Below are 20,661 nucleotides of genomic sequence, written 5' to 3' on the forward strand. Positions count from 1 at the left end.
GGCTGGCCGGCCCCGTGAATAACGTGGACAATCGGCAATCGTGATGGGGATATCCGGCTTCGAGCCGACCTTTCTCGTCGGGCTTGAAGCCGTCCGCGAGGAACACGGGCCGAGCCTGGCCGCACTTGGTGGCCGGCGTCTTACGGGGTTCGCGATCGTGCGCTTTGTCGAGACCGGGGAATGGTTCGCGGACTGTCCCGTCGTCTTGGACTTCGATGGTGTCCAGGTAGAGATCTGCCACTGGAAGCTCGATGAGCTGTCGATCAGCCGGGACAGCATCGACACGACGACTGCGATCAGTGACTGGGAGTGGTTCGAGCTGACTCCGGCGTGGGTCGGCGCCGACGAACGGCTTGAGCCGTTCGTCGGCCAGGAACTGCGCGAAGTTGCGCTGCTCGAGTGGCGTCCTTCGAGTCATGACGTGGCGGACGGCACCATCGCGGTGGAGTTCGTCTTCGATGCAGGCCGTTTCCACATCGCCAACGCCCTTGATGAGAACAGCATCGATCTCGGCGACGCTCATCCAGAATTCGTGCGGCACCCACTGGGCTGTGGCATGCAGCCTTGCTCTGGGGCGGCCTCCGGTTGATCTCGATGACCGGCAGCAGGGTCGCCTGGGCCAGCGTGCTGATTTGCCGGGAAATGTGCCCAGTGGGGCGGGGACGTCGGCGAGTGGGCCGAGCGGCCGGTCCAAGCCGGCCTTGCCGTCGTTGGTGAGCGGGACGGCGGTCAACATGCCTGGTAACGCCCAGGAGTTTCGTGGCCGGTGGCGAGGGGGTGGGCGGGGCTGGGATGCGGCGCTCATTCCAGAGCTGGGTATGGACCGTGGAAGGTGGCATGATCTTCTCTCTTGCTGGCTATCGTGTCTTTGTTCGATGCGCGAATCGGTTGGCTCTGCCCTGCTCCGCAGGGCTTTGATTGCTTCTCCGCCGCAGGCGGGATCTGATCGGAGGTTTCTTATGACGATCGTGCTGGCTTCCGCTTCGCCTGCCAGGCTTGCGTTGTTGCGGACTGCGGGGCTTGATCCCAAAGTGGTCGTCAGTGGGGTGGATGAGGATGCGGTGACCGCTGACACCCCCGGGGACCTCGCGCTCACGCTTGCTCGGGCGAAGGCCGCCGCTGTGGCCGAGCGGGTGGGGGATGGGCTGGTGATCGGCTGTGACTCGGTCCTGGAGATCGACGGTGTGCCGTACGGCAAGCCCGCGACGCCTGAGGAGGCGACGGCCAGGTGGCAGGCGATGCGCGGGAGCGATGGCCGGCTGCTGACCGGGCATTGCGTGATCGACGCCGCCAGCGGGCGGGAGGCCGCCGAGCTCGGCTCCACTCTGGTGCGCTTCGGGACGCCCACCGATGCCGAGATCGCTGCGTATGTGGCGACGGGGGAGCCGCTGCGCGTCGCGGGGGCATTTGCGCTGGAGGGCTTCGGCGGTTGGTTCGTCGAGGGCATCGACGGGGACCACGGCAATGTCCTTGGCATCTCCCTTCCTCTTCTGCGTCGCCTCTTCGCCGAATTGGGCGTCGAACTGCCCGCCCTCTGGCGCGTCGATCGTTGATCAGACCTCTCTTGGTGTCATGCGGACCGCCCCGGCCGGGTACGGCCGGCACTGGTCGCACGTGAAACGGTCATCGCCGGGTGGTGGCGGGGTGTCCTCCTTCGGAGCCGATCGCGTGCCGCGATGTGGTGGGGCTTTCCTGCGGCCGGTGTGGCCGACCTGTGCGATGGCCCGGTTTGAACGTTCCCATTTACAGCGCTCGGTGGACACCGCCTCGGAGGCGGACGGCAGCGGGTGAAATAGCGAGATCCGGCGTTGTCCGGAAACGGTATGTCGGGTCTTCCGTGGTGGGTGGCGTCTCCTTTGCGCAGGTCGTGGTATGTATGTCCGGCTCTGCTCCGCGAGATGCGACGTTGCTCTGCCCCCTCGTCGCTGCGCTCGCCCTCCCGGTCCGGTGGGTCTCGTGTGACTCGGTGCCGACGCCTTAGGGCGGGTGAGGCGGTGGGCGGGGGATCATCGGGACGCCAGGGTGGGCGGGAGGCGTTAGCCTGCCGGGCATGGCTGCATTGCGGGCGTTCTTCGGTGGCATCGGGTTCTTCTTTCAGGGCATGCGCTGGTGCGCTCGGCACCCGCGGTGGTGGCTCTTCGGGCTGCTGCCCGCTCTGGTCACGTTGGTCATCTATGTTGTGGCGCTGGTCTTCCTTGGAGGACGTGCCGGGGACCTGGCGGACTTCGCGACGCCGTTCGCGGATGGCTGGAACCCCGGCCTGCGTGACACCATGCGCTTCCTCCTGGGGATCGTGATCTTCGGGATGGGTCTGGCCCTCGCCGTGCTCACCTTCACCGCGCTGACGCTGATCGTCGGCGAGCCGTTCTACGAGAAGCTGTCGGAGAAGGTCGAGGAGTCTCACGGGGAGGTGCCCGGGGGCAACGACGTGCCATTGTGGCGGTCGATCCCCCGATCGATCCGCGACAGCCTGGTCACCCTCTGGTTCGTGCTGCTCTTCACGATCCCGTTGTTCGCGCTCGGGTTCGTGCCGGTGATCGGGCAGACGGTGGTGCCGGTGCTCGGGGCGGCCGTCTCGGGCTTCTTCCTGACGGTGGAGCTGACCACGCTCGCCATGGAGCGCCGGGGCATGCGGCGTAAGGAGCGCTTCCGCGTGCTGCGCGCGAACAAGGCGGGGGCGCTGGGCTTCGGAGTCGTCGTGTTCCTCATCTTCCTCATTCCGGTCGGGGCGGTCGTGGCCATGCCGGTCGCGGTGGCGGGTGCGGCGATCATGGTGCGGCTCCATCTCGGGCCGGCGGCGCAGGCACTGCCCCTGGATCAGGGGGATCGCGGTCCGGGGACGCCGCCGCATTCGTCGCGTCCGCCGCAGCCTCCGGGCCGCTCGTGAACGCCTCCTCGGCCGCGTAGTCGCCCGCCTGATCGTCGATCAGGTCCAGCAGGGGAAGCAGCCAGGCCATGTGCGGCGGCCCCATGGCCTGGTCGAGGTCGGCGGGGCGGGGCATCCGCTCGCCGAGCCGGTCGGGTGGCAGCATGTGGCTCAGCGCCTGGCTGAGCAGCACGGCCATCGAATAGCCGGGATCGGCCGCCAGGGCACGATTGAGGGCCATGTCCGCGAGCGCGCAGTCGCCGTGGTGCCAGGCGGCCATGCCCAGGAGTGACGCCACGGGCGGCAGGAACCGCGGCTCGACCCGGCGGACGAGATCGTGCCAGAGCGCCAGATGCGCCCGCAGGCCGTCGGCCACCATGGAGGTCCACGCCTCGTCGCGCACTCTCACGATGCTCAGCGCCATGCAGAGCCGGGCCGCGTCGTCATCGTCGAGCCGCCCACCGGCACCGTAGGTCTCGACCGCGGTGTGGACCCTGGCGATCCCCTCGGCGACCAGGTCACGGGCGAACGCGTCGGCGTTGCGGCAGGCGCGGAACCTGCCGATCATGTCGCTGATCGCGCTCCGGGTCGCCTCTCGCATGCCGTCCCGTGCGGCCCCCTCGGCCGGCTCCAGCGAGCCTTCGAGCGCCGCGCGGTCGGGGAGGGCGACCATTCCGCGCAGGGTGGCCAGGGCGGGAATCTGACTGCTGGCCACGTCATAAGGGGTGCCCTCGGGCGGGCAGCAGGTGGCGGCCTCGCAGATATAGGACCAGTAGCGCCCGCCGTCGGAGCGCAGCGCCTCGGCCACCGCGATGTCCGCGCCCTGGACGAGGGAGCGGACCTGATCGACGGCGGGGGTGACGAGCGGCCCCGCGCCGTAGCCGAGCAGGATGACGTGGGTGATGTCCTCCTTGAACAGGATGGGGACGAAACGGTCGAGCGCGTCGGACGCGAGGGGGAGGTCCCAGCGAAGGGTCAGCCGTGCCTCGCTGTGCGGCCGGGAGCCGGTGAGGCCCAGAACGACGAGGCTGTCGGCCGGGTGGAAGCCGATCAGGTAGGGGACGGCGGCGAGCACGTCCACGGGGCTGGAAAGCAGCATTCGGGGCGGGGTGGTTGCCATGCCTGAAAGCCTGCCGCCCCGAGCGGTCGCTCATTTTCGCTAAGGCTTGAACTGTGGACAACCTGAGTGCCGGGTCGTCGGCGGCCTGTGAATACGAAAGCGGCTCATATAAATGGGTGACGTGGCAAGGAAAGGTCGGGCCTTGTGATGGCCCGTTGGTTCTCGGCGGTATCGGTGTCGCCTACGTCGTCCTCGCCGCCCGCTGGTACCGCTGGCGGGGGAGCGGCGGGGTGGTACCCGGAGTGGGCGGGTCCTGTCGTAGACGGTTGCGGAGGCCCAGAGGGGGCCGCGTGCTGTGCGGGGTGGAGCCTGGCGCGGAGAGGCGTTACGGCACGGGGGATCGTTCTGCACTTGGGTGAGTGGCCCCAGTGGTGGCGAGCGGGGGGCTTTGGGCCTGGTGCGGGGACCTCTGAAGGTCCAGGGCGCTGTTGATGGCGGCTGCGGAGGGATTCATAGGCCACCGGGGAAGGTGGTGCTTCGCTCCAGGCGGGCGGGGGCCTGGTGTGAGGGTGGGCGGGATCGTTCTGCGCCCCGGGGAGTGGCCCAGCGGCCGGCCGATATGGAGGGGGCTCGGTTTCGGGGGGCCGAGGCCGCTCGGGAAGGTGACCTTTCCCGACGGTGTGGGGCCCTGGCGTTGTGGCCGGGGGAGGGAGTCGCGTTCTTTGGGTGGGCAGGGGGCTTGGGGCATGCTGGACCCGGCCACGGGCGGCGTGGCCGGGATGGCGGCGGCGGGTCAGCCTTCGGCTTGTTTGCGGCGCTCGTTGTAGGCGCGCATGCGTGGGGGGTAGCCGGTGAGCTGGACGTCGTAGACCGGCAGAGCCAGGTTGCGCGCCACCTTGTGGATGACGGCGGGGGAGCCCACCCGTCGCCGTGTCCATTCGCCGTCGTCGGCGACGGCGACCGCGGTGGTGTCGGTCGCGAACGTCTCAGGCTCGACGTAGAACTCGACGCCACGCCTGCTCTTGGCGAACTCGATCAATGCCTCGATGTCGGCATCCGTAGCCTCCCGGTCGAACTTGGCCAGCCGTTGACCGCGGCGCTTGCGCAGCCCGTATCGGTCCCGCCATCTCATGTTCCCTGTATACCTCTCCGGACGCGTTCCCGCTGAGTCTCGGGAATCTTAGGGGATTTCTCCAGTGTGGTGTACTTGCTCCAGGCGGATAATTCGGCATCCACGCTTACCCCGAAATCACACCGCCGCAGGGGAACCGGTGGTCACGGTACGGCCGGACGCCCCGCTGTAGGAGTTCAGGACCGTGGCCAGAGCCGTTCATCGCGGTGACCCGAATACCCCTTGATAGGCGCCCGCCCGCGGAGATGCGGATATGCGCCCCGAGCGGATTCGTTCAATTAACGATTCCATGGCGTAACGGCTCGATCACCCATGCCCGAAATCGAGCCCGCGCCCCCCGCCCCGCGATCCCCTAGCCCGGCGCCCCCCAAGTCGGGGATCGCTAGGGGTTACCACTGATGTATCCGGACATGTGGTGACCCAAGATAGAGGTACCGGACAAGGCGGCGACGTTGAGAGAAGGGCATTTCGATCATGGCATCGGCAACACCACCCTCGGCGCCCTACTGGCAGGGCCCGCCGCCGCAGCACACGCACTTGCGGGTGAGCAACCAGGACCGTGAGCAGGTGGTGGAGCACCTCAAGGCCGCCTACACGGAGGGCAGGCTGGACAAGCAGGAGTTCGACGAGCGGGTGGACCGCGCGATGAACGCCCAGATCCACGCCGACCTCATGGGGATCATGAGCGACCTGTTCGGCACGCCCCCGCCCCCACCGCCGATGCCCTACCCGCCGCGCCACCCCCACCCCCACCCCGCGCCGCCGTACCCGCGCACCTCCGACGATCGCCCGGCCGCCGCCGCGGCGCACTTCCTGCCGTTCATCGGCCTGTCCGTGGTCGGTCCGCTGATCATGCTGCTGGCCATGGGAAGGACGTCCCCTTACGTCCGCGCGCAGGCCGTCGAGGCGCTGAACTTCCACCTCACGCTGCTGGGCGCGACCATCCTGCTGTCCATCACCGTCGTCGGCCTGGTCCTGGTGCCGCTGCTGTGGATCGGCGGGCTGGTGGCGGGCATCATGGGCGGGGTCTCGGCGCTCGGCGACGGCCGGTTCCGCTACCCGCTGTCCCTGCGCCTGGTCAAGTGACCCCGCCGGGACGCTAGAACATCAGCGAGCGCACGGTCTCCACCGTGTCGGCCTCCTCCGCCCGCTTGTCCTCCCGGTACCGCAGCACTCGCGCGAACCGCAGCGCCATCCCGCCCGGGTAGCGCGAGGAGGTCTGCACCGCGTCGAAGGCGATCTCGACGACCTGCTCGGGCCGGACCTTCACCGTCCAGCCGTCCGTCGGCCCGTCGGCCAGCGCCAGGAACCGCTCGGTCTGCCAGGCCAGCAACTGGTCGGTCAGCCCCTTGAAGGTCTTGCCGAGCATGACGAACCCGCCGGTCTCCGGGTCGCGCGCGCCGAGGTGCAGGTTGGACAACCTGCCCTCGCGCCGCCCGTGCCCCCACTCCACGGCCAGCACCACAAGGTCGAGCGTGTGCCGGGGCTTGACCTTGATCCATCCCGCGCCACGCCGGCCCGCCGCGTACGGCGTCTTCGGCGACTTGACCACCACGCCCTCGTGCCCGCGCCGCACCACCTCCGCGAAGAACGCCTCGGCCTCCGGGACGTCGCCGGTCGTCAGGCGGGGGATGAGCAGGTTGTCCGGTACGGCGGCGCGCAGCGCGTCGTGCCGTTCGGCGTCGGTGAGGTCGAGCAGATCGCGTCCCGCCACCCGCAGCGCGTCGAAGAAGAACACGCTGAGCGGCGTCTTGGCGCGCATCTTGGCCACGTCGACCCGGCTGGCCACCCGCGACGCCGTGACCTGGAACGGCTCCGGCCGCCCGTCCGCCCGCAGCGCGATCACCTCGCCGTCCAGGATCAGGTCGTCGTGCGGCAGCGCCCGTACCGCCTCCACCAGCTCGGGAACCTGCGCGGTGATGTCGTCGAGCGTGCGCGTGAACGCCGCCACCGTCTCGCCCGCGCGATGCGCCTGGACGCGAATCCCGTCGATCTTCCATTCCAGCGCGGCGGGCTCGCCCACCTTGGCGAGCGCCGCCGCCACGCTGGGGGCGCTCTGCGCCAGCATCGGCGCCACCGGGCGGCCCACCTCCACGTGGAAACCGCGCAGCGCCTCCACCCCGCCCGCGAGCGCAGCCGCGCCGACGGCGGGCAGCCAGCCACGCAGCGTGAGCGCCCTGCGCACCTCGGCGGACGGCGCGCCCGACGCCTTGGCGACCGCCTCGATCATGGCGCCCTCCAGGGCGCCCTGGCGCAGTTCGCCGCTCAGCAGCCGGATCAGGAACGCCTGCTCCTGCTGGGTCAGCCCGCCGAACAGTTCGCCGACCAGCGCCTTGCGGGCAGCCTGGGATCCGGCCCCGCCCTGCCGTTTGATCTCGTCGAACAGGTCGTTCACGCGGGTGAGGGTCATGGTGGCGATCTGACGCGGCGCGGGAAGGTCCTGGAGGCTGCGCCAGCCCACGCCGATCTGGCGCTGCGGCAGCTCGCCGTACAGGTAGGCGATGGCGAGCTCGGCCTCGTCGCTCCGCACCCGGCCGAGTAGTTCGGCCAGGTGGCCGATCTTGCCCAGCCGCGAGGAGGTCCGGCTCACCTCTTCGGACACCCGCGCCACATCGATCAGCAACACACCGTCAATGGTGCCCTACGAGTCACCACTGACGCCGCTGAGGCTGCTCTTCCTGTCCGATCTCCGTCGTGCCCTCGTCGTCCGGGTGGCGGAACCGCGGGTGGTCGCCGACCGGGCGGTCCGTGCCCTGCGGCCCTTCGGTGCGCGGCGGAGGTACCGGGCCGCCCTCCTGGACGCCGGTCTCGCCCGGGCCGAAGGTCCCCGCGGTGGGCGGGGTCTCCATGGCGACGGTGTCGCCCTGTCCGGTGTGATCGGGCGCGCCGGGGTACCCGGGGGAGGACGGCGGCGTCATGGCGCGGGCGCGTTCGAGGTGCTCGGCGTCCACCATCACGTCGTAGCGGCCCGCGACGATCGCGTTGCGCGAGGCGAAGTCGCGCTTGCCGCGCTGGAAGGCGTGGTTGACGAAGCCGAAGGCCGCCCCGAGGACCGCGCCCCACAGCGCCGCCCAGAGGACCAGCGCGATGAAGGAGCCGGTCGTGGTGGTGAACAGGCCGAGGAACAGCCCGACGATCGCGCCGAAGAGCACGCCGCTGCCCGCCCCGGCGAGCGCGGCCTTGGGGTTGGTGACCCGGCCGGTGACGATCTCCTCCAGCCGAAGGTCCGAACCGACGATGGACAGGTGCTCCACGGGGAAACCCGCGTCCGACAGGGCGTCCACGGTTCGTTGCGCGGACGCGTAGTGCTCATAACTGACCAGGAGCCTCCGGTCGACGGCGACGGTGTCCCGGCCGACGGATGGTGCGGTCATGGTAGGTCTGCCTTTCAGGAAGCCGACGTGCCCACCCGGCTCGCCCTACCCCGCACCGGCCGGATATTCCTACCAGCTCTGGTGCAGCGGCATGCCCTCCGTGTAGCCGGAGGACCCCTGGATGCCGATCACCGCGCGGCGGTGGAACTCCTCCAGGTCCACCGCGCCCGCGTAGGTGCACGCCGAGCGCAGCCCGGCCACGATGGCGTCGATCTGGTCCTCCACACTCGGGCGCGCCGGGTCCAGGTACATCCGCGAGGTGGAGATGCCCTCCTCGAACAGCGCCTTGCGGGCCCGCTCGAACGGCGTGTCGTCGGCGGTGCGCAGCCGTACCGCCCGCGCCGAGGCCATCCCGAAGTTCTCCTTGTACCTGCGCCCGTCGGCGTCCGTGCGGGCGTCTCCCGGCGACTCGTACGTCCCGGCGAACCACGAGCCGATCATCACGTTCGCCGCGCCCGCGGCCAATGCGAGCGCCACGTCGCGGGGGTGGCGCACGCCGCCGTCCGCCCACACGTGCCGGCCCAGCCTGCGCGCCTCGGCGGCGCATTCGAGCACCGCGGAGAACTGCGGCCGGCCCACGCCGGTCATCATCCGCGTGGTGCACATCGCACCCGGGCCCACGCCCACCTTGACGATGTCGGCCCCGGCGTCGACCAGGTCACGGACGCCCTCGGCGGTGACCACGTTGCCGGCCGCGACCGGCACGTCCGGCCCGAGCCCCCGTACGGCCCGCAGCGCCGACAGCATCTTCTCCTGGTGCCCGTGCGCGGTGTCCACAACCAGGCAGTCGACGCCCGCCTCCAGCAGTTCCTTGGCCTTGGCCGTCACGTCGCCGTTGACGCCCACCGCCGCGCCGATCCGCAGCCGCCCGGACGCGTCCAGGGCGGGCTGGTAGAGGGTCGCCCGCAGCGCCCCTGTGCGGGTCAGGATGCCCACCAGGCGGCCGTCGGCGTCCACGACGGGGGCGAGCCTGTGCCGTCCCTCGTGCAGCATCTCGAAGGCCCGCCGTGGTTCGAGCCCGGCGGGCAGGGTCAGCAGCGAGGCCGACATGACCTGCGAGAGCTGGGTGTACATGTCCACGCCCTGGCAGTCGGCCTCGGTGACCACGCCGACCGGGCGGTTGTCCCAGTCCACGATGATGACCGCGCCGTGCGCCCGCTTGGGCAGCAGGTTCAGCGCCTCGCCGACGGTGTCGTGCGGGGTGAGGGTGATGGGCGTGTCGTGGACGAGGTGCCGGGCCTTCACCCAATCGACGACCTCGGCCACGACGTCGATGGGGATGTCCTGGGGGATGACCGCGAGCCCGCCGCGTCTGGCCACGGTCTCGGCCATCCGCCGCCCGGCGACCGCGGTCATGTTGGCCACGATGACGGGGATGGTGGTGCCGGTGCCATCATGGGTGGAAAGGTCGACTTCGAGCCGGGAACCGACCGATGAGCGCGCCGGCGCCATGAAGACGTCGCTGTAGGTCAGGTCGAATGCCGGCCGCATGTCGTTCAGGAACTTCACGTAAATCCATTCTACGTGGCGAATCATCACGATTGGGTGTTCCCCGAATCCTGGGCCGGCAGCCGGGGATGGGGAGGGATCATCACCGCTTAGGATCCATTTGCGCCTGGAGGGGCTACATTGACGGCGCGATCTAATGTGGATGGCACAGCGTTAGAGGGAGGCGCAGTGAACATCGTTGACCGGCCAGAGGTCCTGGTCGTCGGCTTCGCCGTGCGAACGGCCAATGCCGACGAGATGGACCCTACCCGGGCGCGGCTTCCCGCCCTTTGGGCCCGGGCCGGGGCCCCTGGGGCGTTCGCGCACGTACCGGGGAAGGTCGACGAGAATCTCTACGCCGTCCTCACCGACTACCAAAGCGATCACAACGGCCCCTACACCCAGGTGGTCGGCGTGGCCGTGCGCAGCGCTGCCGCCCTGCCCGAGGGGATGGTCGCGGTGCGGGTGCCCAAGGCCGCCGCGATGAAGCTGGAGGCCCGTGGGCAGATGCCGGGGGCGCTGGTGGAGTGCTGGCAGCGGGTGTGGAAGCACACCGAATCGGGCGCGACCCCGCCCCGCGCGTTCACCACCGATCTGGAGGTCCACCACCCCGAGGGGGCCGACCTCTACATCGCGATCCTGCCGCCCCGGCAGGGGTGAGGCCGGCCCCGGGAGGTCAGGCGTCCTCGGCGGGCGGGTCGGGCAACTGCCACGCCGACACCAGCAGCGGCAGCATCATGTGCGTCAGGCCGGTGGCGATGGTGAGCTGAAGGACGCCTGTGACCGGCAGCGACAGCTCGCGCCCGGCGATGAGGCCGGTGACCAGGGCCCCCGCGCCGACGATCGCCAGCATGATCATGGTGCCGCGGTGGGCCGTCGCCATCGCCCGCATCCGGTCGGCGAGCTGGCGTTCGTCCAGGCTCTCCTCGGCCAGCGCGGTGGTGCCCCGGGTGGCCAGGTTGAGCAGGGAGATCGTGGGGATGGCGAGCGCCAGCCCGGCCACGATGAGCACCGTGCCCACCCGGCCGCCGCCCTCCATGGAGAACAGCCAGAGCACGGCGGCCGTCCACAGCAGGGCGAGCGCGACGCCGTGCGCGCCGACGAGTGCGTGCCGGCGCGTTCTGGTGGCGTACCACGACGGCGCGACGTCCTGTTGCATCACCTCGGCCTGACGGTGGCGCCACCACTCCTGAATCCTCATCGTCATCTCCCTTCCTCGCCCAGCCGGGGGAACGGCCGAAGCGAGAACGCCACCTCGACCGGAACCTCGAAGAACTCGGCTATCCGCAGCGCGAGGTGCAGGCTGGGGCTGTACTCCCCGCGCTCCAGGTAGCCGATGGTCTGGTAATGCACGCCGAGCGCGCCCGCCAGGTCCTTCCTGGAGACGCCGCGCTCCGCTCGCAGCACCGCGATCCGGTTGTGGATGTTCTCCTGCGACACCGCGCAGCCCTCCATCGATGCAGCACTGATACTAAGGAATGTAGTACACCTACTACATTCCTGACAAGGACTGCTATGTCAGGCCAGAACGCCCTTCTCCCGGAGTTCCGCCTCGGTCGCGGCGGGCAGCCCCCAGGAGGCCAGGTCCGTGAGCCTGGTGGCGGGGGAGAGGGCCGCCTGTGGGGCGTCCAGCAGGCGAGGGGCCGGCGCGGGCTGGAGTACGCCGTTCACCCGGCCGAACGTGCCGCGCGCCTTGTTGTGCGGGTGCTCTGCGGCCTCGGCGACGGACAGCACCGGAAAGACGCACGCGTCCGTGCCCGCGAACACCTCCGCCCACTCCGCCCGCGTCCTTCCCCGGAACGCGTCGGCCAGCCGCTCGCGCAGCGCCGGCCAGTTCGCCGGCTCGTCCCTGTCGGGCAGCCCGGTCAGGCCCAGCCCGGCCACCAGTTCCTCCCAGAACCGCGGCTCCAGGGCCCCCACCGCGACGTACTGCCCGTCTGCGGTCTCGTAGGTGTCGTACATCGGCGCGCCCGTGTCGAGCAGGTTCGTGCCGCGCGGCCCCCACGTCCCGGCGTGGATCTGGTGGAAGAACATCGCGGCCAGCAGGGCGGCGCCGTCCACCATGGCCGCGTCGATGACCTTGCCCCGGCCGGTGCGCTCCCGCTCGAACAGCGCGAGCAGCACGCCGTAGGCGAGCATCAGGCCGCCGCCCGCGAAGTCGCCGAGCAGGTTGATCGGCGGCGTCGGCCGCTCCCCGGCCCGCCCGAGCAGGGAGAGCACGCCGGAGGCGGCGACGTAGCCGATGTCGTGCCCCGCGGTGGGCGCGAGCGGCCCCTCCTGGCCCCAGCCGGTCATCCGGCCGTAGATCAGCCGCTCGTTGACCGGGCGCAGGTCGTCCGGGCCGATCCCGAGCCGTTCGGCCACGCCCGGCCGGAACACCTCGATGACGACGTCGGCCTCCCTGGCCAGCTCGCGGAAGGCGGTGACCCCTTCTGGGGACTTCAGGTCCAGGCCGATCGTCCGCTTGCCGCGGTCCATCACCTCGGGGCGGGGGCGGTCGCCGGCCCGACGTACGACGTCGGCCCGGTCGACGCGCAGGACCTCGGCGCCGTGGTCGGCCAGCATCATCCCGGCGAAGGGCCCGGGCGCGAGGCCCGCGAGTTCCAGCACTCTGACACCGGACAGCGGGGCCGACACATTGGATTGGGTCATCGTTCCTCCTTGGGGGTCAAGTGGAACAAGATTCGGTCGTGGCGCGCAACACACGCGCTTGCCCGCGCGAGTACGACTGAATATGGGAAACTTTTCGACGACCAAAATGGGATCAAAGGGCGGAATCTGACATGGCGTCACCGGACGACGGCGAACGGTTGATCGCCCGACGTTACCGGCTGTCCAGCGCATTGGGTCAGGGCGGCATGGGCGTGGTCTGGCATGGCTACGACACGCTCCTGAACCGGCCTATCGCGATCAAGGAGGTCGTGCTGCCCCCGGGGCTCCCCCCGGTCGAGCGCGAACGTCACCTGCTGCGTACGACCCGCGAGGCGCGCACCGCGGCCCGGCTCAACCATCCCGGCATCGTCCAGATCTACGACGTGGTCGAGGAGGACGGCCGGCCGTGGATCATCATGGAACTGGTCGACGCGCAGCCCCTGGACGAGATCGTGCGCCTGACCGGGCCGGTCCCGGTGCGCCTGCTGTCCGACATCGGCAGGCAGATCCTGTCCGCGCTCACCGCGGCCCACCAGGCCGGGGTGCTGCACCGCGACGTGAAGCCGAGCAACATCCTGGTGACCGAGGACGGCCGGGCGGTGCTCACCGACTTCGGAGTGGCCACCGCGGAGGGCGACAGCTCGCTCACCCAGACCGGCATGGTGGCCGGCTCGCCGAGCTTCCTGGCCCCCGAGCGGGCCAGTGGCGGGATCGGCGGGGCCGCCTCGGACCTGTGGTCGTTCGGCGCCACCCTGTACGCCGGGCTGATGGGCCACTCGCCCTTCGAGCGCGCCGACACCATGGAGACGCTGAACGCCATCCTCACCGAGGAGGCCGTCTACGGCCGCATCCCCAAGATCTTCCACGCGGTGCTGCGCGGCCTGCTGGAGCGCGATCCCGCGCGCAGGCTCACCGCCGAGCAGGCCGACCGCATGCTCGCCGACATCCAGGCGGCCCAGCGGGCCCGCGACCGCGTGACGGGCCCGCCGCCGCGAGAGCCCAGGCCGCGTAGCAAGGTCGCGCTGGCCGCCGGGGTCGCGGCCGTCGTGCTGGCGGCGGGCGCCGTGGTCGCCTGGAACGGGCTGCCGCGCGGGCGCGGGCCCGCGGCCGACGCGGCCACCTCCACGGGGCCGCGCCCGGTGGCCGCCACCACCGCGGCCCCCACGAGCTCGGCCGGGCCGGTCGGGCGGCAGAGCGCGACGCCCCACCCCCCGCACGCGCGGGCCCGCCGCCCGCTGCCGATCTGGACCTCCCCGGCGGGCTGGTCCATCGCCTTCCCGCGCGGCTGGCGTGGCTCGCGCGAGGGCGGCCACGCCGAGTGGCTGCGCAGGGACGGCAAGGCGCACCTCGGCGTGGAGATGCGGAAGAGCGCAGGCGGTGATCCCGCGCAGATCCTGCGCGCCGCGGAACGGCTGCTCACCCCCTACGCGCGGGAGGTGACGACGTTACGCAGGGGCGGTGTCGCCGTCCCCGAGGGCCGGGCGGCCGAGTGGGAGTTCACCTGGACGAGCGGGGACGCGAGCCGGGCGCCGTGGGTGGCGCCCGGGCGGATATACCACGAGCTGCGCCGCGCGGTCGTGGTGGACGGCACCGCCTACGTGCTGGAGTGGACGATGACCTCCCGCGAGTGGGGCAAGCGCCGCAGGCTGCGGGAAGAGGTGTTCCGGTCGTTCGCGGCGAGCGAAGCCGCGGGGGCGATGGGGACGCGTCGGCCCAGGTGACAGTGGTGGCCAGAGGGACGCGAGGGGATTCCTCCGGGGGGTCGTGCGTGGCGATCGGATCAGTCAGGGGTAGAGTTTCGCTCGTTTCGCACATGTGGGAGCAGTAAGGACCAGAGCCGACCGGCGATACCGAGTTTTCCGGCGCTTAGCACGTCGAGGCTGGTCTGCCGACTTTTCTGGATATAGCGTGCCAGGGGACGATCTCCGTCTCTGGAAATCTGGGGGTGGTGTCATGCCGGGACGTTCCATGCGCGATACAGGACAGATGCTGGCGCACCAGCGGGCCGTCGAGCAGATCAAGGAGTCCTACGCCGCCATCCCCGACGACTCCGCGCCACGGCTGTCCAAGGCCACGACCAACCTGTTCAGGTTTCGCGAGGCCGGGGGCGGCTCGCGGGCCGCCAAGCTGTCCGCCCGCGACCTCGACCAGGTGATCCAGGTGGATCCGGTCGCCCGCACCGCCGAGGTGCAGGGCATGACCACGTACGAGAACCTGGTGGACGCCACGCTGCCGCACGGGCTGATGCCGTACGTCGTGCCGCAACTCAAGACGATCACGCTCGGCGGGGCGGTGACCGGGCTCGGCATCGAGTCGACCAGCTTCCGCGACGGCCTGCCGCACGAGTCGGTGGAGGAACTGGAGATCCTCACCGGCGACGGGCGCATCATCGTGGCCCGCGAGGACAACGAGCACGCCGACCTGTTCCGCGCCTTCCCCAACTCCTACGGCACGCTCGGCTACGCCCTGCGCATCAGGATCAAGCTCAAGCCGGTCTCGCCGTACGTCAAGCTCACCCACATCCCGTTCAACGACGCCGACAAGTGCCTGCTGGCCATGCGGGAGATCTGCGAGAGCCGCGAGCACGAGGGGGAGCCGGTCGACTTCGTGGACGGCGTCTTCTTCGGGCCGGGCGAGCTGTACATCACGCTCGGCCGGTTCGCCGACCGCGCGCCGTACGTCTCGGACTACACCGGGATGCGGATCTACTACCGGTCGATCCAGACCCGCACGCGTGACTGGCTCACCGTGCGCGACTACCTGTGGCGCTGGGACACCGACTGGTTCTGGTGCTCGCGCGCCTTCGGCGTGCAGCGCCCGCTGGTGCGCTCGCTCATGCCGCGCCGCTGGATGCGCTCCGACGTCTACCGCAGGCTGGTCGGGCTGGACCGGAAGTACGGCCTGCTGGCCCGCTATGACCGCTGGCGTGGCAACCCCCCGCAGGAGTCGGTCATCCAGGACATCGAGGTGCCCATCGAGCGGGGCGCGGAGTTCCTGGACTTCTTCCACAAGAAGGTCGGCATGACGCCGGTGTGGATGTGCCCGCTCAAGGCGTCCGGCGACTGGCCGCTCTACCCGCTGGAGCAGGGGCGGCTGTATCTGAATTTCGGGTTCTGGGGCACCGTGCCGCTGCCCAGAGGGCAGTTCGACGGTTATCACAACCGGCTCATCGAGAACGCCGTGCACGATCTCGACGGCCACAAGTCCCTGTACTCGACGTCGTTCTACCCCCGGGACGAGTTCTGGCGCCTCTACAACGGAGATGCCTACTGGCCGGTCAAGCGGGCATACGACCCGGGTGGCCGGTTGCTCGACCTCTACGACAAATGTGTACGGGGGCGTTAAGGAGGTTGCTTCTGTGTCACTAGCACAGATCTTCGAGAAAGTTGTCGGGACCGATGCCGGCGTGGCCTTCAGCGCGTACGACGGCAGCAAGGCGGGCCCGGACGGCGCTGACCTCAAGATCGAGGTGAAGACGCCGATTGCGGTGGCGTATCTCGCCCAGGCGCCCGGCGAACTGGGGCTGGCCAGGGCGTACGTCTCCGGCCACATCGACCTGCGGGGTGACATGTACACCCTGCTGGACCGCATGTGGTCGCTCACCCTCAACGACATGCCCGCCCGCGAGAAGATCGCGGCGGTCCGGTCGCTCGGCATGAAGCCGCTGCTGATGCGGGTCCCGCCGCCGAAGCAGGAGATGCGCAAGAGCATGCTGGCCCGGCTGGGCAGCAGGCATGCCAAAAAGCGCGACGCGGAGGCCATTCACCACCACTACGACGTCTCCAACCGGTTCTACGAGTGGGTGCTCGGGCCATCCATGGCCTACACCTGCGCGGTGTTCCCAGAGGAGGACTCCTCGCTTGAGGAGGCCCAGTTCACCAAGTTCGACCTGGTGGCCAAGAAGCTCGACCTCCAGCCGGGCATGCGCCTGCTGGACGTGGGCTGCGGCTGGGGCGGCATGGTCATGCACGCGGCCAAGCACTACGGCGTCAAGGGCCTCGGCGTGACGCTGTCCCGCCAGCAGGCCGAATGGGCGCAGAAGGCGATCGCCGAGGCGGGGCTCGGCGAACTGGCCGAGGTCCGGCACATGGACTACCGCGACGTGGCCGAGACGGGCTTCGACCGGGTCAGCTCCATCGGCCTCACCGAGCACATCGGCAAGGACAACCTGCCCTTCTACTTCAAGTTCCTGTACGACCGGCTCAAGCCGGGCGGGCGGCTGCTGAACCACTGCATCACCCGGCCGACCGGCATCGAGAAGTCGATCAACAAGGGCGGGTTCATCAACCGCTACGTCTTCCCCGACGGCGAGCTGGAGTCGGTGGGCCACCTGATCCGCCAGATGGAGGACATCGGCTACGAGATCCGCCACGAGGAGAATCTGCGCGAGCACTACGCGAAGACCCTCCAGAAGTGGTGCGCCAACCTGGACGAGCACTGGGACGAGGCGGTCGCGGAGGTCGGCGCGGGCACGGCCCGCGTGTGGCGGCTCTACATGGCCGGCTCGGTCGTGGGCTTCGAGCGCAACAAGGTCCAGTTGCACCAGATCCTCGCGACCAAGCTGGACCGCGACGGGGTCGCCCACGTGCCGCTGCGGCCGGGCCGCAACTGGCCCTGACGGCTCCTTGGCGGCTTTCCCGGTGACGCCCGGCCCCTCTAGCGGGGCCGGGCGTTCCGTCGTTCTCCGCGGCGTTCAGCGCAGCTCGCGCTTGAGGATCTTGCCGGTGGCCGTCATCGGCAGCGCGTCGCGGAACTCCACCAGCCGCGGATACTTGTAGGCGGCCATCCGCTCCCGGGCCCAGGCGATCAGCTCCCGCTCGCCGATCTCCGCCCCCGGCTTCCTGATGACGTACGCCTTGACCTCCTCGCCGTGCGCCTCGTCCGGCACCCCCACCACGGCGGCCAGCGACACGGCGTCATGGCCCATCAGGACCTCCTCCACCTCGCGCGGGTAGACGTTGAACCCGCTACGGATGATCATGTCCTTGGCACGGTCCACGATGAAGTAGTAGCCCTCGGAGTCGCGGGTGGCGATGTCGCCGGTGCGCAGCCATCCGTCCCGCAGCACCTCCGCGGTCTCGGCCGCCCGGCCGTGGTAGCCCTTCATCACGTTGTGCCCGCGCACGGCGACCTCGCCGGGGCCCTCGCCCTCGACGGTGTTCCACTCGGGGTCCACCAGTTTCATCTCCACCCCCCACACGGGGGTGCCGACGGAGCCCGGCTTGTTCGGCTTGCCGCGTTGGTTGAAACAGGCCACCGGGGAGGTCTCGGACAGGCCGTATCCCTCCAGGATGCCGATCCCGAACGTCTCGCCGAAGTCCTTCAGCACCTCCAGCGGCGCGGCCGAGCCACCGGAGACGGCGGTGTGCAGCGTGGTGGGCACCGGGCCGCCGCGGGCGTGGACCTCGGCGAGCATCGCCCAGTACATCGTCGGCACGCCCGCGAACAGCGTGACGCCCTCCTCGCGCATCAGGCCCAGGGCGGCGGCCGGCTCGAAGCGGGGCTGGAGCACCAGGGTGGCCCTGCGCCGGAACCCCGCGTTCATCAGCACGGTCTGGCCGAAGGAGTGGAACAGCGGCAGCGAGGTCAGGTAGACGTCGCCCTGCTCGCTGCGCAGGTGCATCTCGTCGGAGACGATCGCGTTCATGAGCATGTTCTGGTGGCTCAGCTCGGCGCCCTTGGGGTGTCCGGTGGTGCCGCTGGTGTAGAGGATGACCGCGGTGTCGTCGGCGCTCGTCTGCGCGGTGGAGTACGTGGCCGGCACGCCGTCCAGCGCCGCCCACAGCGTCTCGCCGTAGGGGGAGCCGGTGGCCCGCGGGGTCGCCGGGAGCACGATGAACAGCTCAGCCGAGGACGCCTCGAAGCCGGCCCGGCCGCGTTCGCCGAGCGGCAGCTCGGGAGTGCCCTCGAAGCAGAACAGCGCCCTGGCCCCGGAGTCGTTGAGGTGATAGGCGATCTCGCCCGGCTGGAGCAGGATGTTCAGCGGCACCACCGTGGCGCCGGCCTTGAGGATGCCGAAGTAGACGAACGGGAAATAGGGCACGTTGGGACAGGCGAGGGCCACCCTGTCGCCGCGGCCGATGCCCCTGGCGGTGAGCAGGCCGGCGACCTGGCACGCGACGGAGTCGATCATCGAGTACGGCAGGCGCAGGTCGCCGTAGACCACGGCGGTCCGGCCGGGCACGTCGCGCGTGCTGTCCTCCAGTACGGTGGCGAGGTTGAGCATGGGCGGTCATCCTCCTGAGCCGGAGCGGCGGGCATGCGTTCATAGTGACAAAACGGCATACCACGCGGTAGGTGCGCCCGATTACAAAGCAAACCGCGGTTTATTGGCAGGTCCGCCGATTTCGTGGACGCGGCGGCCGACGGGGAGTAAGCAGGTGTCAGGTCGCTCACCCGGCGGTGCTGTTTCGGCTGATCACAGAAGAGGCGTGGCATGTCCACCGAGTACGATTATGTAATCGTCGGTGCTGGTTCGGCGGGGTGTGTCCTGGCGAACCGCCTGTCCGCGGAGCAGGGCGTCACGGTGGCGCTCATTGAGGCGGGCGGCCCCGACGACAAGGCGGAGATCCGCATTCCGGCCGGTTTCAAGAAGCTGTTCAAGACGCCCTACGACTGGAATTTCAGCACCGTTCCGCAGGCCGAGATGGATGGGCGCAGGCTCTATTGGCCGCGCGGGCGCGTGCTGGGCGGTTCGTCCAGCATGAACGCGCAGATGTGGGTGCGGGGCCACCGGGCCGACTACGACGGGTGGGGAGTGCCCGGGTGGTCCTATGACGACGTGCTGCCCTACTTTCAGCGCGCGGAGAACCGGATCGGCTCCAACGAGGGCGGTGTCTATGGTGTCGGCGGCCCGGTCCACGTCTCCGAGCTGCGCAGCCCCAACCCGGTCACCGGCGCGTTTCTGCGGGCCTGCGAGGAGATCGGGCTGCCGCGGCTGGCCGAGCTGAACGGTCCCGACGACGCCGAGGGCTGCCGCCAGGCCCCGGTGACCCAGTACCGCGGCAGGCGGTGGAGTTCCGCCGACGCCTACCTGCGCCCGGCCAGACGCCGCGCCAACCTCACCGTGCTCACCGGCCTGCACGCCAACCGGGTGCTGCTGGAGGGCGGGCGGGCGACCGGCGTGGAGTGCGCCGACGGCACGGTGGTCGCCGCCCGCCGCGAGGTCGTGCTGTCGGCCGGCGCGATCGGCTCGCCGCACCTGCTGCTGCTGTCCGGCGTAGGCGACCCCGCCGAGCTGCGGGCCAACGGGGTGCCCCCGCTCGTGGACCGGCCGGAGGTCGGCCGCAACCTACAGGACCACCTGACCTCCGGGATCATGATGCGCTGTCCTGCGGAGGTCACCCTGGCGAGCGCGGAGTCCCTGGCCAACCTGGTCCGCTATCTGGTCCGCCGCAGGGGGATGCTGACCTCCAACATCGGCGAGGCCCTTGCGTTCGCGCGCACCTCGCCGCGGGAGCCCGCGCCCGACATCGAGCTGATCTCCGTGCCGGTGGCCTTCGCCGACCACGGGCTGACCCGGCCGGATGGGCACGGCATCACGGTGGCCGCGGTGCTGTTGCGGCCGGAGAGCCGCGGGCGGATCTCGCTGAGCGGCCGGGACGTGGTGATCGACCCGCGCTACCTCAGCGCCGAGGCCGACCGGCGGCGGCTGGCGGCGGGCCTGCGCCTGGCGCTGAAGCTGGTGGGGACCGGCGCCCTGCGCCCGTACGCGGCCGGTCCCATGGCGCCCTACTGGGGCGCCCGTACCGACGAGGAGCTGGACCGCTGGATCCGCGAGCGCAGCGAGACGCTGTACCACCCGGCGGGCACCTGCCGGATGGGGACCGACGCGGAGTCGGTCGTCGATCCGGAGCTGCGCGTACGGGGGGTGGACGGCCTGCGCGTGGCCGACGTCTCGGTGATGCCGGTGATCAACCGCGGGCACACCCACGCCCCGGCCGTGATGATCGGAGAGCGGGCCGCCGACCTGATCATCGCGGCATGGTCGGAAGGTGGCAGGATTGAAGCCGGACGCTGACCTGAGGAGGGCATGTGCCGGTTCCGATCAGCTCGGCCGGGGAGATCGACCTCGCCGACCCGGCCTTTT

18 protein-coding genes are annotated in these 20,661 nt (G+C 70.2%); 9 read left to right on the forward strand and 9 right to left on the reverse strand.

Going from position 1 to position 20,661, the window contains the following annotated elements:
• The first annotated feature begins 40 nt into the window (after positions 1 to 40).
• From ACH34R_RS07420 to ACH34R_RS07430, 3 genes are all read left to right on the forward strand, one after another.
• Positions 41 to 589 (forward strand): hypothetical protein, encoded by a 549-nt coding sequence (locus ACH34R_RS07420; protein ID WP_397560538.1) that lies wholly within the window; start codon positions 41 to 43, stop codon positions 587 to 589.
• A gap of 370 nt (positions 590 to 959) precedes the next feature.
• Positions 960 to 1,553 carry a Maf family protein gene (locus ACH34R_RS07425; RefSeq protein WP_397560539.1) on the forward strand — a complete coding sequence of 198 codons (594 nt, stop codon included), beginning with the start codon at positions 960 to 962 and terminating at the stop codon, positions 1,551 to 1,553.
• A 497-nt stretch (positions 1,554 to 2,050) separates the two neighbouring features.
• Entirely contained in the window at positions 2,051 to 2,887 is an 837-nt protein-coding gene (locus ACH34R_RS07430; protein WP_397560540.1) for an EI24 domain-containing protein, read from the forward strand.
• Here ACH34R_RS07430 and ACH34R_RS07435 read toward each other — a convergent pair.
• Entirely contained in the window at positions 2,769 to 3,986 is a 1,218-nt protein-coding gene (locus ACH34R_RS07435) for a DUF4192 domain-containing protein (RefSeq protein ID WP_397560541.1), read from the reverse strand. The genes ACH34R_RS07430 and ACH34R_RS07435 overlap by 119 nt on opposite strands.
• A gap of 733 nt (positions 3,987 to 4,719) precedes the next feature.
• A complete protein-coding gene (locus ACH34R_RS07440; RefSeq protein WP_111172243.1) occupies positions 4,720 to 5,058 on the reverse strand; it encodes a hypothetical protein in 339 nt (112 codons plus the stop codon).
• Between the two features lie 543 nt (positions 5,059 to 5,601).
• Here ACH34R_RS07440 and ACH34R_RS07445 point away from each other — a divergent pair.
• A complete protein-coding gene (locus ACH34R_RS07445) occupies positions 5,602 to 6,144 on the forward strand; it encodes a DUF1707 and DUF4870 domain-containing protein (protein ID WP_397560542.1) in 543 nt (180 codons plus the stop codon).
• 13 nt (positions 6,145 to 6,157) lie between these two features.
• Here ACH34R_RS07445 and ACH34R_RS07450 read toward each other — a convergent pair whose 3' ends face one another.
• From ACH34R_RS07450 to ACH34R_RS07460, 3 genes are all read right to left on the reverse strand, one after another.
• Positions 6,158 to 7,684, reverse strand: coding sequence for an ATP-dependent DNA ligase (locus ACH34R_RS07450; RefSeq protein WP_397560543.1), 1,527 nt, complete (start codon positions 7,682 to 7,684; stop codon positions 6,158 to 6,160).
• A gap of 22 nt (positions 7,685 to 7,706) precedes the next feature.
• Positions 7,707 to 8,432: a general stress protein gene (locus ACH34R_RS07455; protein ID WP_397560544.1), complete on the reverse strand. Its 726-nt coding sequence runs from the start codon at positions 8,430 to 8,432 to the stop codon at positions 7,707 to 7,709.
• Positions 8,433 to 8,501: 69 nt separating this feature from the next.
• Complete coding sequence (locus tag ACH34R_RS07460) at positions 8,502 to 9,941, reverse strand: GuaB1 family IMP dehydrogenase-related protein (protein WP_397560545.1); 1,440 nt, start codon at positions 9,939 to 9,941, stop codon at positions 8,502 to 8,504.
• Between the two features lie 168 nt (positions 9,942 to 10,109).
• On the opposite strand from ACH34R_RS07460, the gene ACH34R_RS07465 reads away from it, so the two are divergent.
• Positions 10,110 to 10,580 carry a GyrI-like domain-containing protein gene (locus ACH34R_RS07465; RefSeq protein WP_397560546.1) on the forward strand — a complete coding sequence of 157 codons (471 nt, stop codon included), beginning with the start codon at positions 10,110 to 10,112 and terminating at the stop codon, positions 10,578 to 10,580.
• Between the two features lie 16 nt (positions 10,581 to 10,596).
• On the opposite strand, the gene ACH34R_RS07470 is transcribed toward ACH34R_RS07465, so the two are convergent.
• From ACH34R_RS07470 to ACH34R_RS07480, 3 genes are all read right to left on the reverse strand, one after another.
• Positions 10,597 to 11,121: a hypothetical protein gene (locus ACH34R_RS07470; RefSeq protein WP_397560547.1), complete on the reverse strand. Its 525-nt coding sequence runs from the start codon at positions 11,119 to 11,121 to the stop codon at positions 10,597 to 10,599.
• Between the two features lie 2 nt (positions 11,122 to 11,123).
• Entirely contained in the window at positions 11,124 to 11,375 is a 252-nt protein-coding gene (locus tag ACH34R_RS07475; RefSeq protein ID WP_113981087.1) for a helix-turn-helix transcriptional regulator, read from the reverse strand.
• 63 nt (positions 11,376 to 11,438) lie between these two features.
• On the reverse strand, positions 11,439 to 12,572 hold the full coding sequence (locus ACH34R_RS07480; protein ID WP_397560548.1) for a CaiB/BaiF CoA transferase family protein: 1,134 nt from the start codon (positions 12,570 to 12,572) through the stop codon (positions 11,439 to 11,441).
• A 131-nt stretch (positions 12,573 to 12,703) separates the two neighbouring features.
• Between ACH34R_RS07480 and ACH34R_RS07485 the strand changes: the two genes are divergently transcribed.
• The 3 genes from ACH34R_RS07485 to ACH34R_RS07495 all read left to right on the forward strand — a co-directional run bounded on the left by ACH34R_RS07485 (position 12,704) and on the right by ACH34R_RS07495 (position 17,190).
• Entirely contained in the window at positions 12,704 to 14,293 is a 1,590-nt protein-coding gene (locus tag ACH34R_RS07485; RefSeq protein ID WP_397560549.1) for a protein kinase, read from the forward strand.
• A gap of 247 nt (positions 14,294 to 14,540) precedes the next feature.
• Positions 14,541 to 15,917, forward strand: coding sequence for an FAD-binding oxidoreductase (locus tag ACH34R_RS07490; RefSeq protein WP_397560550.1), 1,377 nt, complete (start codon positions 14,541 to 14,543; stop codon positions 15,915 to 15,917).
• Between the two features lie 13 nt (positions 15,918 to 15,930).
• Entirely contained in the window at positions 15,931 to 17,190 is a 1,260-nt protein-coding gene (locus ACH34R_RS07495; protein WP_397560551.1) for a class I SAM-dependent methyltransferase, read from the forward strand.
• Positions 17,191 to 17,265: 75 nt separating this feature from the next.
• Here ACH34R_RS07495 and ACH34R_RS07500 read toward each other — a convergent pair whose 3' ends face one another.
• Positions 17,266 to 18,798 (reverse strand): long-chain fatty acid--CoA ligase, encoded by a 1,533-nt coding sequence (locus ACH34R_RS07500; RefSeq protein ID WP_397560552.1) that lies wholly within the window; start codon positions 18,796 to 18,798, stop codon positions 17,266 to 17,268.
• Positions 18,799 to 19,008: 210 nt separating this feature from the next.
• On the opposite strand from ACH34R_RS07500, the gene ACH34R_RS07505 reads away from it, so the two are divergent.
• Positions 19,009 to 20,592, forward strand: coding sequence for a GMC family oxidoreductase (locus ACH34R_RS07505; RefSeq protein ID WP_397560553.1), 1,584 nt, complete (start codon positions 19,009 to 19,011; stop codon positions 20,590 to 20,592).
• Positions 20,593 to 20,661 lie beyond the last annotated feature (69 nt).

It is taken from the genome of Spongiactinospora sp. 9N601, from assembly GCF_044326295.1.
Lineage (GTDB): Bacteria > Actinomycetota > Actinomycetes > Streptosporangiales > Streptosporangiaceae > Spongiactinospora > Spongiactinospora gelatinilytica.